This is a genomic window from Alkalispirochaeta alkalica DSM 8900, from assembly GCF_000373545.1.
GTDB lineage: Bacteria > Spirochaetota > Spirochaetia > DSM-27196 > Alkalispirochaetaceae > Alkalispirochaeta > Alkalispirochaeta alkalica.
Window position 1 is genome coordinate 1 of record NZ_KB891716.1, and the last position, 15,856, is coordinate 15,856.

A 15,856-nucleotide genomic window follows, 5' to 3' on the forward strand; every position below is an offset into this window, starting at 1 on the left:
GTGGCGTAGGCGTCGGGGCTGATGGTGCCGTGGCGGCGCTGGAAGGCCTTGATCTCCTCCTCGAAGAAGGCGATCTCCTGCTCCACCTCGGAGAGCTTGCGCTCCAGGAGCTCCACCTCGCGGACGGAGCGGTTACTACCGATGGTGGCAAAACGGCGGTCCAACAGCTCTACCAGGCGGTTTACTACCTCGCTGGCGAAGGCGGGGTCGATATCCTCGTAGGAGATCGAGAGGATTCCCGTGGCCAGGTCGTAGTCGACGCTCATTTTGTCCCGAACGAGTCTGCGGGCGTTGTCCCGGGCTGCCGCCTCGATCTGGTGGCGCTGGATGATCTGGAACTCCCGGACGATGTGGTCCACGATGGTGTTGCCCGTGAGGAGCCGCTTGGCGAGTTCACCCTGCCCCCCGCCACGCGCACCGGCGAGGCCGGCCAGGTTGCCCAGACCGGACTGGGCCAGGGCGGCCAGGGCGGCGTTCTGGCTGCTTCCGCCGTCGCCCATGAGGACCAGGGCCTGGGGGCGGAAGACGTTAGGCATGGGGCTTGTCTCCGGAGGCAGAACGATGGAGATAACGGCGTAGATGACCGTACCCAGACCGACCAGGAAGGGAAGGCCCAGGACGAGCAGCTTCCAGCGCCAGATTACGGCGGCCAGGTCTACCAGGCTTATTTCGTCGTCCTCCGGGGGAAGGTGGGTGGGGGTGTTATCTGACATGGGGATCCTCCAGGTTCTACGGGGTTCACCCTATGCGGGCGAGCAGGGTTCGATAATCGGTGAGCTCTTTTTCCGGAAAACCGGGGGCGTTCCGGAAACTCTCTATTACCGGAGCGGAGCCCGGGTGGAGTACGGCCCAGGCTGTAAGCACAACAATCTTGCAATCCACCGCAAACCCCTTGTGATCCCGATACCAAGCCTCCAGAGCGCCTTTTATGGGCATGATGTCTTCCCGATAGGCGGTCGCCGGTTCCTTTCCCGTGGCAGCGAGCAGGTCGTCCTCGTTCCGAAAAAAGAGGGACCCCATACCGGTGAGCCCGGGCTGGTTGTCAGCGTAGACGATCTGGCGGAGATCTTCGGGGTACATATCCACTTCTGACCGCACCAACGGCCGGGGGCCCACGACAGACATGTGACCAAAGAGAATATTGAAGAGCTGTGGCAACTCGTTGATCTTGGTCTTTCTTAGTACTCTGCCAACCGGGAGGACCCGGGGGTCGTTCTTTGCGGTGATGGTGCCGGATTTTTCACTGTCGGAACGCATGGTAACAAACTTGTAGATGTTAAAGGGGCGATAATTCTTGCCAACCCGACGCTGGCGATAGAGTACAAGGTGTTCGCCCGTACACAGCAAGAGAAGGGCGCTCACAAGAAGCACAGGAGAGAGAATAATAATTGCTGCCAGGGAGAGGAGAATATCCCCCACCCGTTTGATGCACACGTAGAACGTCATTGCCTGTTACATCCTCTCGTCCAGGGACCGGCCTGTTTCCCTGTGAGCAAAGTGGGGCAGCAACCACGAGTAGGCCTCCACCAGATCGTCCTTTGTCCAGGTTCCTGCAGCCAGGAGATCATTAATCCGCGTATAAAAGCGATCCAGAAGCTCGCTCCCCGTACCCAGATCATTCTGTACTATACCAACCTCGGAGAAACGATTCCAGTCCACATCTTCCTGGTTTGTGTAGAACTCCTCAAAGGGTTTTTCGCCGGTGGTGTCGCTGGTAAAGGTAAACAGCGGCCAGCGGCCGTTGCCGGGGTTTGTCTGGAGATACTCCCGAGCCTCCTCTTCTGAAGAACACAGATGCGGCTCAAACCCCTGGGAGAGAAGAAACCGCCGAGCGATATCGGCGAAGCTCACCAAATGCAGTTCTTCCGGTGCTTTGGGAAAGAAGATGTCCCGGTTGTTCCCCAGAATGATAGACAGAAGACACAGTCTTCCCGCTTCTTCCTCGGTGACGAAGTAGCGCTTCACGTCTGAGGGTGCTGCCAGGGGCTGGTTCTTGCGAAGGCGGTAACGGAAACCATCCAGCAGGCTACCATTGGAAAAGGCCACGTTGGCAAACCGTGCGGTGGAAACAGGTATCGCGTCCCCATGAGTGGCCAGGTACATTTCCATGATCCGTTTGGAGGCACCCATCATATTGAAGGGGTTTGCCGCTTTGTCGGATGAGACGGCAAAGTACTTTTTTGCCCCCCCCCTCACCGACAGTTCGATGGAGCGAACGGTATTGAGGACATTTACCCGGGTGAGGCGCATGAGGGTGAAGGGGTCGCGCTCGCTGCGAACGTGTTTGAGCGCCGCCAGATTGGCGACGTAGTCGTAGGGTCCGTGGGCATCAACCAGGGCCTCGAACTCGGGCTGACCATAATCAACGGCAAAGGTCCGGAAATCACCCTCAATATAGCCCAGGGAACTGCGGATATCCCGGACCAGTTCCACGAGGCCGTTTTCGCTCAGGTCCACCACGTGGAGCGCCCGGGGATTCCGGGCAAAGAGTTCCTTCACCACCGCCTGGCCGATGGAACCGGCGCCGCCGATCACCAGAATCCGCGCGCCAGCCACCGCCTGGGAGAGTGTCGCGCTGTGCCGATGAAGGTCCTGCTCAAAGAGGGGTTTTGTACGTTCTATCAGGGAATTGGTATTTGTCATGGGGTGTTACCTGTTTGGCACGCTGCTGGGAAGGGCTACTCCACGGTTGTACAGATCCCTGGCAACGGGTATATCCATGCAGGGGGAATCGGCACAGGCGGGGAGATCCGGCATGAGAGTCCAGAAGGGGCGGGTCATGACCCCATTACTATTGGAATACTCCAGAAAACTGTCTCGCTGGGCACGGTCTGGAAAGAGAATACCGTTGAGCCAGAAATTGGAGCGACATCGGGGAGGTTCGTCGATAAACTCGATCTCACTGGCGGCGAAGAAAGCTCTATAGGCACCAGCAATTTTGCGCTTTTCTTCAAGAAAGTGCGGTAGCTGCTCCATCTGGGCGCAGCCCAATGCGGCGTTCAGATTAGGCAGACGGTAATTGTAGCCCACCTCCTGATGGTAGAACTCATAGGGGTGGGGCTGCTTTGCCGTGGTGGTGAGGTGCTTGAGGCGATCTGCCAGGGCATCATCATTTGTCAGCACCGCACCCCCTCCACCGGTGGTGATGATCTTGTTACCGTTGAAGCTCAGGGTACTCATGAGCCCATGCCCACCAACGTGACGGTCACCCCGGTAGCTTCCCAGGGCTTCTGCAGCGTCTTCGATAACCGGAATTTTGTAGTCGGCGCAGATGCCAACGATCTCGTCCATGCGACAGGGGTGACCATAGATGTGTACCGGTACACAGGCAGAGATCTGCCGACCGGTTGCCCGGTTCACAAGGTAATCACCGCAGCGTTCACCGTGGGCGTCGAGAAAGGCCTTCAATGCGTCGGGATTCAGCCCCAGGGTCTCGCGCTCCACATCCACAAAAGCAGGAACAGCTCCCGTGTAGGCAATCGCGTTGGTGGTAGCGGCAAAGGTAAGCGGCTGGGTGATCACTTCGGTGTCACGCTGGACACCAGCAACAAGAAGGGCGATGTGCAGCGCTGCGGTGCCGTTTACCGTGGCGACGGCCCGTTTCACGCCGATGAATGCCGCCAGCCGCTCTTCGAACTCGCTTACCCGAGCTCCCACGGAGGAGACGAAGTTGCTGTTGATGCATTCAGCGAGATATGTCTTTTCCAGATCGCCGAGGATGGGGCGGTGAAGTGGTAGGAGATCAAGTGTTTCAAAGCATGTTTTAACAAACTCACAAATGTTTTTTTGTCTCATAAATTGAACTCCGGCGGATTATTAAATAATACATTGGCTTTCGATAGCTATCCGTTGATAGATGCGCGAATCGCGAATAATGAAAAGCGTAACTGTGACGCATCTTCGTAATGAACCGAACAGTTCGGTTTTCGCCTGAGCAACTAACACTAATGAACCCGATTACTTATTATTTTCCAGCACCTGTGACCAACGAGCTAAAATAACCTCAGGTGCGAAGTTATCTCGAAAGGCATCGACGGCTGCTTCGGACATACTGCCCTTCCAGCTTGCATCATCAGAGAGCTGAACCAGCAAATCAGCCATGGCATCAACGTTACCTACCGGAACACCAAAACCATAGCCGTTTGATTGCATAGAATCAACCAATTCACTTTCTTGCTCAACCTCGGCGATTATCGGTTTGCCAAGCTCTAAATATGTCATCGTCTTACTGGGATATGCATATTTAAAAGTCTCCGGGATAATCGTGACGAGACCGATGTCAGCCTGCTGAATGATTTCCTTGGATACCGCTACAGGCTGATAATCAATGAATCTGATGTTTGCATTTCCCTTTTGTGCCATGTGAATCAGGGATTCTTTGGCGACTCCGTCACCCATGATGATCAGCTGGATATCTGGGCGGTTAGAAAGACGACACATTGCTTCAACAATCGTTTCAAGGCGTTGAAACCGGCCGATGTTTCCGGCATAAACGACTGTCAATTGATTCCTACTTAGGTCGAGATTAATGCCTAGGTTGTGATCGTTCTTTTCATCGGTAGGGAGAGAAAAGTTATTGACGATTCCGATGTGGTAATCACTACCATGTGGCCGTTCTAACAAGGTTTGGCGCATATCCTCTGAGTGCACAAGCACAGGATCTGCATGCCGACACGACCACTCATCAATACGTTGTAGCAATCGAAATAGAACCTGATTAGAAAAATCTCCCGAAATTCTTCCAATCTCAGGGTGAAGGTCCATGCAGTAGTAGATGAAACGTGCCCCCGTGAATCGGGCAGACACGGCTGGGAAGAACCCGCCCAAAACTGGAGGAATGGAAGTTGCGATAATGACATCGTAGCGGCGAACCAATGCTCGCATAAACACTCTGACGCCGAGATGAAGGGCGTTTATGATGCGCCAAATTGGTCTCTTTGTCTCTGTCGGCAGATTCAATCGCCGAATGGTGACACCATTGGATGTCTCCCGAACAGGAACTCGATCATCCCGAGTCGTCTTTCTGTACGATGGCAAGGAAGTCAAAACGTCAACCGAATATCCTTCTACGGCTAAGTGACTCCCGATTGCGTGCATGATGGCCGAGCATGGTGTTTTATCAGGCCGATAATAACGATGGACAATGAGAACTCGTGCAGGCGAGCCCCGGCGGGAAGATAAACTGTTTTGTTGTCTCATTTCGATTGATGTTTGATGGCACGAGAGATGCCCATTTCCTTCAATTCTGCTAGCATATCATGGTAACCGGGAACCACGTATCCCAAATCCCTGCGCGACGACACCAAAGACTTGTTAACTCGCTTTTCACAATACGGCTCAATTTGGACGTCGCCTTTTGACCAGATCTCTTGAATGAGGCACAAGAGATCGAACTTGCTGATACCCTTACCATTTGTCAGATGAACCAGACCTGTTAGCTCAGGCTTCTGAAGCAGCTGGTCAACGAACTTTGCAAGCTCAAGCGTAGTAACACCGCTCCAGACCGCTCGTGTATATCCTTGGACCACGCCGTTTTGAGCCAAAAACCATTCCAGGAGACCCGTCTTATCATCTCGAATCTCGGGCCCAATTATTGAAGTTCGAATGGTCACATTCTTGTCGTCAATGACCTCACCAAGTGCCTTGCTCTTTCCGTAATAATCCCACGCGTCCGTGGGATCAGACTCCACGTACGGGCCATGCTGGCCCGAAAATACACAGTCAGTTGAAATATGAATAAGCCGAAAACCAAATTCACGACCGTAGCGTACGAGCGCATGGGGTAACAGGGAATTGACATTTACAGCAAGCGCCGGATCAGTATTCGCGGCTTGTACCAGAACTCCAACGCAGTTCACAACGAAATCCGGCCTTGTCGCTCGCAACAACCGCTCAACGGAAGGAAGATCAGACGCCTCAAAACTATGGGAACTACCAGAGCGCGAAGCAGGAACAACTTCATATTTGGAACTCGCAGACAGGTAATTCTGAATAACGTGACCCGCCATACCGGTGGCACCCAAGATTAGTACTCTCATGAATTCTTCTTCCAGACATATGTATTTACATAGTCTATGTAGCTCAGGATAATTCTGACTACCTTATGAGAGACTTTCCCTCCATGATAGTCGCGAATTTTTTCGGGTCGAAAACCAGTTTCGTGGTGACGCATTACCGTTGCAACACTGTCTATAACCGACACCGGATCAAGACCGGTCATGACCACCGTTCCTTCATCCATGCCCTCCGGTCGCTCATGAGTAGTTCGCAGTGTCACGGCCGGGAACCCCAAAAGGCTACTTTCCTCAGTCACTGTCCCGCTATCAGAAACAACACAGGCCGCGTTCTTCTGGAGCTGGATGTAATCGAAAAATCCTAGTGGCTTCATGAGGTGGACTTGCGACGGCAGCGTGAAACCACCGGATTCAATTCTCCTGCAAGTCCGAGGATGTACCGAAAAAATCACCTTCTTGTTAAACGTCTCGGACAGCTGATCAAGTGCCGACAAAATGGGCTGAAGAGTCTCGTGACTGTCAACGTTCTCTTCGCGATGTATACTTGCAACAAAGTACTCACCGGGCACCAGCTGTAGACGATCAAGTATTCTGGATTTACTGATTCTGTCGGCAAAGTGCTCAAAGATTTCCGGCATTGAGGAACCAACCTTGATGATGGTCTCAGGCCGAAGGCCCTCGGAGACCAAATATCGACGCGCATGCTCGGTGATAGTCATATTTATGTCTGAAAGATGGTCAACGACTTTGCGATTAAGCTCTTCAGGAACCCGTTGATCAAAGCAACGATTGCCCGCCTCCATGTGAAACACAGGTATTTTCCTGCGCTTCGCGGGAATCACCGACAAACAACTATTCGTGTCGCCGTAGACTAAGACTGCGTCCGGCCTTTCATGCTCAAGAATCTTATCAACTCGGGAAATCACGTTGGAAATGGTTTCGGCGGCTGTGTCACCAGCTGAATCAAGGAAATGATCAGGCTTACGAATTTCCAGATCTTCAAAAAAAACTTGATTGAGTTCATAGTCGTAGTTCTGGCCCGTGTGCACCAAAACGTGGTCTACGGCCCTGTCGAGCTCTCGCAAAACCAGACTCAGTTTAATCAGCTCCGGCCGCGTACCGACGATCGTCACCACCTTCCTCATAAGAATTTACTCCATTCCTTGAGCTCATACTGAACATAGTCCAAACTTAAGAGCAGCTCTCGTAGTTCCAGCTTAGATAGGCGGTAGGTATTGTGAGAGTGAAATTCTTCAGTTTTTGATAGCTCTGTGTCACCAATCTCGAAGTACTTCCCGTAGTTCAAATCCCGGCTATCCGCCGGAACCCGGTAAAAGTCCCCCATATCCCGAGCAACAGCTGCTTCCTCTCTGGAAAGCAGAGTCTCATAGAGCTTTTCTCCATGCCGGGTGCCAATCACTTTTATTTCGATTTTGGCACCAAAGATGTCACGAATGACCTCTGCTAAGTCCCCAATGGTAGCTGCGGGCGCCTTCTTTACAAAGGTGTCACCCTGCTCTGCATTCTCAAAGGCAAACAGAACAAGATCCACTGCTTCATCAAGAGACATCATGAAGCGCGTCATCTCCGGGTCGGTTACCGTGATTGGCTGGCCTTGCTTGATTTGGCTGATAAAGAGAGGAATCACTGAGCCCCTTGACGCCATTACATTCCCGTAGCGCGTAGAGCACATGGTTGTATGGGCTGGATCTACATTGCGCGACTTTGCAACAGTAACTTTTTCCATAAGCGCCTTGGACATACCCATGGCGTTGATGGGATATACCGCTTTGTCTGTACTGAGCACCACAACCTTCTTGACACCGCGAGCAATGGCTGCGTCCAAGGTGTTTCCTGTGCCAACCACGTTTGTCTGTACCGCTTCAAGCGGATAAAACTCACAAGACGGCACCTGCTTCAAGGCAGCAGCGGAAAAGACATAATCCACTCCCCGCATGGCTTCCATGAGACTCTCTGGATTGCGCACGTCACCAATATAGAACTTGATCTTATCGTTCTTGTAGAGGTGCCGCATGTCGTCTTGCTTCTTTTCATCACGGCTGAAGATGCGGATTTCCTTCAGGTCTGACTCAAGGAAACGTCGGAGGACAGCGTTTCCGAATGAGCCGGTGCCGCCGGTAATAAGAAGAGTGCGATCATCAAACATTGTCTAACCCCTTTATTTCATCACAGCTGGAAATAGTCTTACGCGCGATCATAGAAAGAAAACTGAAGGTCTCATCGGCACACCTCTCCCAGCGATAATGTTTTGATTCTTCATAGCTTTCGTATGAGAGCTTTGTCCTAAGTACAGGTGAATCAATCAGCTTCTTTAGAACACAAAAAATACTTTCCGAGGAAAGGGGATCGAAATACTCTCCGGTATCTTTAAGAATTTCCGGCATCGGCCCACGGTCTGAACATGCGATAGGAAGCCCAGCCGCCATCATCTCTATAAGAATGTTAGGCATGTTCTCGCAAGTGGAGGCAAATATGCCAAGATCTGACTCCTTGTATAACCTATCGAGTTCATCGTACGGAACTGCACCATGGTAGATTGCCCAAACGTTGTTGGGATCCCATTTTCTTCTGGCTTCGTTGAGTCGTTTCAGCGCAGGCGGATATGATGGTCCAACTAGATCAAGAGTAACGGGCCAACCCGTTTCTCTCCTAAGTACGCCAACAGCTTCCACCACGTTCCATTGGTGCTTATATTGATCTACGATCGAAACATAGACGATGCGGTACGGTTTCGCACCGGAGTAATCGCTAATTGGTCTTTGTGGTCGAGGCAAGTGGTCAAAGCGCGTGTTGATCCCATGTGAAATAATTGTGACCTCACCACGTATCGAGCGTATGACCGCCATAACCGCCTTCCGTGCATATTCTGTCAAGAAAACGGCACCGTCAGCCTTCCGAAGACTTCGCGCTTGAGTTAGCCGTAGCAAGAACAACTTAATAGTTAACAGTCCGAACCCAAATCGGAGCATCTCTCGCCATTCGAAGGGAAGCATATTTCTGCTCATCGTCACATAAGGTCGGAACGTCCCCGTGAAGTTACCGCCTGGAACAAAGAGTAAATCACACTTAGCAATTTCCGCTTGGCGAGAAAGCTGAAAGCGCTGCCACAGGCTGCGTTCCAACAGCCCACCACCGAGTGCTTTCGGGCTCTTTTTCTGCAACCAATCTCGATATTCCAACAGATCAAGTGTTTCCGGGGCGCCCCAGACGATAACCTTTTCGACATCATGCTTGCCGACATCGACAGCACGAAGCACTTCAATGATGTGAGTGCGACCGCCACCGCGAAGGAGGTTACTTGCATCAATGCCAATAATATACTTCAAGACTTGTTTCTCCCCGACCACTCTGCAGCGATACTGCGCACCATTCGAGGTATACTTACGCGAACGAGAAGTGCTCGAAATCCGATTACAGACAATAGAATAGCCGTCTTCATTCGGTTAAACTTGGTGAAATCTTCATTGTTGGCCGATGCTCTGACTTTACTGAAAGCCTCCTCGGCCTCAATTAAGCGTGTTACACTTGGATGTTTTTCGAGCCATGCCTTAAAACGACCATAAACCTCTTCATTCGCATCAACAGGGTCTTCCATTTTTCTTCCACGCAAGCAGTTACTTGTTAGACTCATGAGTGAGCATAGACGTTGCGTTCTCCCTCCATCTTGATTCGAAATCTGTGTCGAGTGTTTCCTTATTCCTACCAGATTTTCATTTAAGCAGCCAATCTCTCCGTACTGAGAAAGCCTAAGCCACAAGTCTCTATCTTGCGACCGGTCAAATCTTCTGCGATAACACCCGACATTCATTGCAGCGTCTCTTCTGAACATGGCTGAAGAATGAGGGAAAAAACGGCCACCACTTACCAAGCGCGCTTTGAGGCGTTTATGACACTCTGGCTGACTGTAATATTTTCCATTTATCCCGTTTGCATCGATTAGCGAAAAGCTCGTACCAAGCAGAACGAGTCTTGGATTTCTCGATACAGTCAAGAACTGTCGCTCAAGACGATCGGGTGCCGAAACATCGTCTGCGTCTTGCCTCGCTATCCACGTACCGGATGCTTTAACCAGCCCAAAATTGAGAGAGTCGGTTAAACCAGTGTTAGTTTTGGAGAATACGGCAATCCTATCGTCCTTTCTTGCCCAACTCTGAGCTATTGACAGACTGTCGTCAATACTTCCGTCATCAACAACTATGAACTCGAAGTCGGTGAAAGTCTGTGCGACAATGCTCGAGATCGCCTCTTCAAGCCATTTTTTGCCATTGTAAACCGACATCAATACGGTTATGGGTGTTGGGTCAAAAATCAAGAAATCTCCCGTTCAGAATATCCGATGTACGACACTGTTCGCTCCGTACCTGTTGCATAGCGCAAGTAGTATGCCGGCCCAGAACGCGTATGATGCGAAGTTAAAACCCGTGTACACCGTTGGCATCGTGAATCCGCGTGTGTAACTGAAGACAACTAATGCCCCCGCATAAGCTAAGCAATTCCGATTTTTTTTATTTTTTTTTGCTGCGGCAACGAATACAAACACTAAAAGCAGGGTGACGAATGTAAAACCGAGAATGCCATAATCAAACAGGAGATATAATTGCGCCGAATGTGTATCGTTACCGAAAAATTGTGAAAATCCGTTCGCACCGCTTCCAAAAATTACAAGAAAAATGTTTTTATTCATTATTTGGTCGAGCCCTATTCTCCAAATATCTGTTCTATTTGATGTTACAACAGCCGGATCTCCAGATAAAAGTCTTTCGACTTGAAGAAGTTCCTGTAACAGTTCCCAGAATATAACAGTGAACAGGACTACCACAATAAGCAAAGCAAACAGAGATGCTACAAATGGCTTTTTTTTGGCGCTCCTAGAAAAAAGCATGTAGAATCCGGTTGCAAGGAAGGTGGCAAGAAGCACTCCTCGGCTACCTGACCAGATTAATCCAAGAAGAAGAAACACTGCTGATAAGATATATTTTGCTGTTTTCTTTTTATCGTAATTTAATAAATATAAAACAGAAAGAAACCCTACCGCGACGGATTCTGCAAAGCGGTTGGGGGTAGAAAACGCACCTTGCATCCTAAAATAACCTGGCCTACCGAACAACATACCTGCGATTTCAGTGGGCCAAAGAAAGAAAACAATTCCCAAAACAGTCGACAATAATCCCGCGCCCATGAATGTCACGGCAATTAGCCAAGATTCCCACCCTATTACTATTTTAATCTGTAAAAGCACGGCGAAGAAAAAATAGATTAAACAGTTAATAAATAAATAGTTTATTCCTACAGTGGTACTGTTCAGAACAAATCCTGTCAGCAACGGCACTAACATTGTATAAAAGATACCGAAGAGGATGATGTAACTACGTCGTCTGAGCCTAACTCTGTTCTTGAACTTGTGATGCAACAATGTCAATATTAGAGCTAAGTTGGCAATATAAAACAGTGTCTGGTTATACACATAGCCCGTACCGGAAATAGTAGGCGCTATGTAGAGCAACGGCAGAAGCGTTAGAGTTAACTTATCGACCGGTCTTAGTCGTTTTTTGATCATTGTACAGACTCGACCTTTGTAGATGGTAGTCAGTCAAGATTCGACCATCCTTAGTGGCGACTTCATCAACAACTATCATATCCCCTCCCCGATCCCACCGTGGATGCAAATCACACCGCACCTGTCCCCTATACTTCCACGGGCTGTACAAGGCGGCTATCTCCCACACCTCATTGGTGTCGATGTTTGCAAGGAGCAGGTGCTGGTCGCGACGGCGGTCGGGGTAGGTGTCGGTGACGATGAGCGACTTGTTAGTGGGGTGAAACATTGGATGGCCGTCCTGAGCGAGAGGCAAATTGAGATCCTGCACATCGCCGGAGACAACGTTGTAGAGCGTGTATCGCCAGGTGCGGGCGGCGTCGCAATTGGTTGCGAGGATTGTTTGGGAATCACGCCAACAGTAGTGAGATATCGTTTTTTGGTCTTCAACAATCCGGTGCGTGCGCGATTCGATATCGTAACAGAGCACCCGGAGCCCCCTGCCCCGATCACCTTCGAGCGACCAGAGATGAAAGAAGACGATATACCGGCCATCCGGCGAAAATGTCGCGTGGTTGACGTAGTGTTCGGCGCCTGGTTGGGGCACTTCCTGCGCCAAATCGGCGAGCCTGACGATGAGCTCACGGCCACCGGAAGCGAGATCCATAAGGAACATGCCGTCGTCCTCTGGTGCAGCTACGCCAGCGGTGGCGTCCGGCAAGAGTGCGTAGCCGTAACCAGGCCGCAAGCGCCCCAGCCGAGAGAAGTTAAGCGTTGTAGCATACTGAAAACCGGAATCCAGCGAGTAGATTGGATACTCGTACTCCTGAACCACAGATTGTTGGTCGATGGCGAACAGGACGGAGCCATACCGCCCGTTCACGAGTGTGTTAAAGACCACTTGGCTGTTCGGTTCAACAGGATTCCATTGCAACATGCAGCCCTGCTGCCAGCACCAGGTTGTGGTCTCGGCGAAGGGGAGAAAGTCGCCGAAATTTCCATCTCGAGGCTTGTTCGTTGGCGCATCGGCGCGTCGAAAAAAGCCAAGTTGAATTGGTGTGCATTCCGTCTCAGCGCGAGTATCATCTCCCGACACACTCATTGCAAGCACCCTCGAGTTATCTCCAGAGAACGGGGTCTTGTCGTGGTAACCGAAGAAGGTGGGATTCTGCCCATCAGACAACTGCTCGAAACTCAACCAACGGGCTTCATGGGCAAATGCCAAGGTTCGACAGGGAAGCAAACGATAAACAAAGAACCGAAGGAGACGTATTAAATCTTTTATCTTCTCTATCAGCAATCGGCCCATATTGGCGCACTTAGTTGACGATGTATTAATTTTCCTATGCATTCCTGAAGCTCTCTTTCTCAAAGGGTTGTTGCCCTTCAAACACCCTATCAAAAATAGACAACGCTTCGATCTCGGATATTACACCGTCCCTCACCGCAGGCCAGGATCCTACGGTCTCCCGGCGCACAATAGATACCGGCTTCGCACCAATCCGCACCGGTATTTTCTTGTAGCCCAATGCTGCCATTGCTGCAATGCGATGTTGACCAGGCGCGATCGTAACAACGAAATCGTCATCGTGGATGAGTACCACCCCATAAACGTCACCGTCCAGGGCATCACTACGGATATACCCATGAGCTTCAATTTCGCCGAGTATGTGGCCGAGCCGTGCAAACTCCAGCTCACCCTTTTCCAGCGATACCGGCCCGATGCTGTGCCAACCGGCATCACCGCTAACTGCCTGTCCGTGCGTTTTGTTCTCCGCCGCGAGGCTTGCACTACGTCGCCGGGCCGAATACCGTGACGGAGATCCAACCCAAGGGAACACAAACGAGAACGGCGGAAGCGCCTTTGCGGGGTGCCCCTCCCGCAACTCAAGACCATAGACTTCTGATAGATCCCGCGGTTGAAAGCTTTGATAGTAGAAGAATAATGGCGATCCTTGATAACACGAAATTCTCCCGTTCAGAAGTTGGATTGCAGTTTCGATGTAGGGATGTCCTGAGCCCTTGATACAGGGAAACGCCGCTGGCAACATACCTCTGCAGTTGGACAGCGGTACGTCAAGTACAAATGGCAAGCCTCCGCAACGCCGGTACGCTTCTTCCGGACCCTCGACGAGTCCGCGGAGGTCTACCGGAGGTAACTCGAAACGACGATAATACCCGAGCCTGTGAAGTGACTGATTGAAAGTTTTTTTGAGTGTAGTTGGGAGAAGTTGTTGCATCCGCATTTTGTTGTACTCCAATTTCGATTACGGCGTGCGTGAAGCACGTTGGAAAACGCAAACCACATTATACCCGCAGTTATGAGGTCATCCGAATCGTTGATGTAATACATCCCCGATCAGTGCAGTTACAGGCCAGAAAAATTGTGCTTTCCACTTTGATTGTGGTAAATTTCCGTAGGAACGATGTCTCCATCAATTCAAACCCGTTGATACTGGTGAGTCGAATCATCTGGGAGCTGGTCATCCCAATAACCCCACCGATCAACGCATTGCCATGTACAACACAGATCAAAGATTTTTATTATTGTTGTGTAATCATCCTCACCCCGTTAATAGGGGTGGGGATGATTACACCATGGATGGAACTAGAATAACATAGTCAGTCGACCAAAAAGTGCTGAAGTGAGTGTTCTGCTTTCAAGATGTTTTCTGACGGAGCTAATGATACTCATAGCAATCTCCTCGAAACTCTCATGAAAAAGCAGTTTCACGCAAACCTGAGGCGTGTTGGGTCATTAGCACGTTTCATGGCCCCTGCAATTCGAACGAGATACGCTAATGCAGCTACCGTGGAATATGCTGCCACCGCGATGACTCCACTCTGAAAAATGACACCCGCAATGAGCAAAACAACGATTTTGACTACAGTGCTTAAAACAGACCATGCAAATAAATAACGGTTGCTATTCGTTAACGCAAGACTTTGTACAGTTGGTGGATTTACGAACTGAAAAAATACTGGAACAGCAATCCAGCGCCCCAGTGTACCTGCCATGTACCATTCTTGACCGAATGCGAAAGCGAAAATTTGAGGACCCAATAGCCACACGGGAGTGAAAGCAACCAAGCCTAATGCCCCGAGAACAGTTGTGGTCTTGACCATGAACGGAAGCAATCTTTGACCTTGATGGGCAAGGCTTGTGAGCTTTGAGAGAAGAACTTGGGAAAAAGCCCTCGAGATAACTGTAACGGGAAGCATCAAGACTGTAAGCGCGAGCCCATAAAAGCCAGCAGTCGCGGACCCAAAGTATGCCCCCAGGATGATCACCGGAAGGTTCGCGGAAACTGCGCTCAAGAACTGCTGTGGCATCCGATAAATCGGAAAATCCCGGTATTCTCGCATGAGGTCAACTGCTCGTTGCTGGAACAAACCGTTAGGTTCTTCTTTTTTCACCGGACAAGCGCCTTCTATCTCTCGAAGAGTCCCGGTTCGATTAGCGCCTTGTAGCAGTAGGGCGTGAAGAAAATGACCGCCTATGTAGATCCACAGCAACGTCTGAACACTCGCGTATATGAATCCAGCGCCCACCTTAGCCACTCCCGTTAACAGTGCTTGAATTATTGCAATGCCGGAAATCAAACGAAAGGAGCGATTCCGGATCAGGCCTTGGCTTCCTGTCTTCTCGAAAACAGCACACAAAACCACCAACGGCAGAAGCAGAAGGAAAAACGGCGATGCGTTGAACCCCAAATACGCAGCAAGCGACAAGCGAAAGAGAGCGATGGAAAATAACAGCAAGGCAGAAAAGGCTAAAGCAGATAGTACTGATATCGTTCCGAGTAGTCGCGCTTGTCTTGCGGTACGTGGTAGGACAATAGCCTCGGCGTAACCCATACCTGCGAGAGGTATAAGCACCGCAGCGACAGAAGTAAAGACACGCAGCGAACCAAACGCGTCGGGCCCATACAACCTTGTGATCAGTGGCGAGAGAATTACCATGATCGCTTGCGCGGCGGCAGAACCACCAGCTACCAATGCAACGCTACGTATAAATGAGCTCTTTCTTAACCGCGAAATGATGCGAATCTTATCCTCCACAGGGCCGACTGCGCTGCTTCCAAGTCATACTTGATGTAGAGCTTCACCGCTCTCATCCTCTCTATGCATACGAATACAAAGACTGTCCCCTAAAGAAGTCCAGGAAGAGGTTCGCATCCCCCTACAACCTACAACCGCTCATCCACCACGGAGCGGTCCAGAATACCTTTCAGGTCGTAGACCACGCCGGCCTCGCCCCCCGCCAGGGCACGCACGTCCAGCG

14 protein-coding genes are annotated in these 15,856 nt (G+C 50.7%); all 14 read right to left on the reverse strand.

From position 1 onward, the window contains the following. On the reverse strand, positions 1–713 hold a 713-nt coding region (locus B071_RS0109690), incomplete at its 3' end, for a hypothetical protein (RefSeq protein ID WP_018526902.1). A gap of 25 nt (positions 714–738) precedes the next feature. Next, a complete protein-coding gene (locus B071_RS0109695) occupies positions 739–1,446 on the reverse strand; it encodes a sugar transferase (RefSeq protein ID WP_018526903.1) in 708 nt (235 codons plus the stop codon). A gap of 6 nt (positions 1,447–1,452) precedes the next feature. Next, positions 1,453–2,643 carry a UDP-N-acetylglucosamine 4,6-dehydratase gene (locus B071_RS0109700; RefSeq protein ID WP_018526904.1) on the reverse strand — a complete coding sequence of 397 codons (1,191 nt, stop codon included), beginning with the start codon at positions 2,641–2,643 and terminating at the stop codon, positions 1,453–1,455. A gap of 6 nt (positions 2,644–2,649) precedes the next feature. Beyond that, entirely contained in the window at positions 2,650–3,795 is a 1,146-nt protein-coding gene (locus tag B071_RS0109705; protein ID WP_018526905.1) for a LegC family aminotransferase, read from the reverse strand. A 162-nt stretch (positions 3,796–3,957) separates the two neighbouring features. Further along, on the reverse strand, positions 3,958–5,199 hold the full coding sequence (locus B071_RS19185; RefSeq protein WP_040588040.1) for a glycosyltransferase family 4 protein: 1,242 nt from the start codon (positions 5,197–5,199) through the stop codon (positions 3,958–3,960). Further along, positions 5,196–6,038, reverse strand: coding sequence for a dTDP-4-dehydrorhamnose reductase family protein (locus B071_RS0109715; RefSeq protein WP_026245137.1), 843 nt, complete (start codon positions 6,036–6,038; stop codon positions 5,196–5,198). The genes B071_RS19185 and B071_RS0109715 overlap by 4 nt, the downstream gene beginning before the upstream one ends. Next, positions 6,035–7,147 carry a non-hydrolyzing UDP-N-acetylglucosamine 2-epimerase gene (gene wecB, locus B071_RS0109720; RefSeq protein WP_245534074.1) on the reverse strand — a complete coding sequence of 371 codons (1,113 nt, stop codon included), beginning with the start codon at positions 7,145–7,147 and terminating at the stop codon, positions 6,035–6,037. The genes B071_RS0109715 and wecB overlap by 4 nt, the downstream gene beginning before the upstream one ends. Before the next feature lie 8 nt (positions 7,148–7,155). Continuing rightward, positions 7,156–8,181 (reverse strand): polysaccharide biosynthesis protein, encoded by a 1,026-nt coding sequence (locus tag B071_RS0109725; RefSeq protein WP_018526909.1) that lies wholly within the window; start codon positions 8,179–8,181, stop codon positions 7,156–7,158. Continuing rightward, entirely contained in the window at positions 8,174–9,361 is a 1,188-nt protein-coding gene (locus tag B071_RS0109730; RefSeq protein WP_215730292.1) for a glycosyltransferase family 4 protein, read from the reverse strand. The genes B071_RS0109725 and B071_RS0109730 overlap by 8 nt, the downstream gene beginning before the upstream one ends. Continuing rightward, entirely contained in the window at positions 9,358–10,347 is a 990-nt protein-coding gene (locus B071_RS19190; protein ID WP_083914796.1) for a glycosyltransferase, read from the reverse strand. The genes B071_RS0109730 and B071_RS19190 overlap by 4 nt, the downstream gene beginning before the upstream one ends. Before the next feature lie 12 nt (positions 10,348–10,359). Beyond that, entirely contained in the window at positions 10,360–11,592 is a 1,233-nt protein-coding gene (locus B071_RS0109735) for an O-antigen ligase family protein (RefSeq protein ID WP_157703123.1), read from the reverse strand. After that, entirely contained in the window at positions 11,561–12,922 is a 1,362-nt protein-coding gene (locus B071_RS0109740; RefSeq protein WP_018526912.1) for a TolB-like translocation protein, read from the reverse strand. The genes B071_RS0109735 and B071_RS0109740 overlap by 32 nt, the downstream gene beginning before the upstream one ends. Then, on the reverse strand, positions 12,915–13,811 hold the full coding sequence (locus tag B071_RS19650) for a ParB N-terminal domain-containing protein (protein ID WP_157703124.1): 897 nt from the start codon (positions 13,809–13,811) through the stop codon (positions 12,915–12,917). The genes B071_RS0109740 and B071_RS19650 overlap by 8 nt, the downstream gene beginning before the upstream one ends. 490 nt (positions 13,812–14,301) lie before the next feature. After that, positions 14,302–15,633, reverse strand: coding sequence for a lipopolysaccharide biosynthesis protein (locus B071_RS0109750; RefSeq protein WP_157703125.1), 1,332 nt, complete (start codon positions 15,631–15,633; stop codon positions 14,302–14,304). Between the last annotated feature and the right edge of the window lie 223 nt (positions 15,634–15,856).

Excerpts from the sequence above, each read along its gene's own strand:
- B071_RS0109740 (WP_018526912.1), bottom strand. The coding sequence starts at position 12,922 with ATGCATAGGAAAATTAATACATCGTCAACTAAGTGCGCCAATATGGGC.
- B071_RS0109705 (WP_018526905.1), bottom strand. The coding sequence starts at position 3,795 with ATGAGACAAAAAAACATTTGTGAGTTTGTTAAAACATGCTTTGAAACA.
- B071_RS0109700 (WP_018526904.1), bottom strand. The coding sequence starts at position 2,643 with ATGACAAATACCAATTCCCTGATAGAACGTACAAAACCCCTCTTTGAG.
- B071_RS0109695 (WP_018526903.1), bottom strand. The coding sequence starts at position 1,446 with ATGACGTTCTACGTGTGCATCAAACGGGTGGGGGATATTCTCCTCTCC.
- B071_RS0109725 (WP_018526909.1), bottom strand. The coding sequence starts at position 8,181 with ATGTTTGATGATCGCACTCTTCTTATTACCGGCGGCACCGGCTCATTC.
- B071_RS19650 (WP_157703124.1), bottom strand. The coding sequence starts at position 13,811 with ATGCAACAACTTCTCCCAACTACACTCAAAAAAACTTTCAATCAGTCA.
- B071_RS19185 (WP_040588040.1), bottom strand. The coding sequence starts at position 5,199 with ATGAGACAACAAAACAGTTTATCTTCCCGCCGGGGCTCGCCTGCACGA.
- B071_RS0109715 (WP_026245137.1), bottom strand. The coding sequence starts at position 6,038 with ATGAGAGTACTAATCTTGGGTGCCACCGGTATGGCGGGTCACGTTATT.
- B071_RS0109735 (WP_157703123.1), bottom strand. The coding sequence starts at position 11,592 with ATGATCAAAAAACGACTAAGACCGGTCGATAAGTTAACTCTAACGCTT.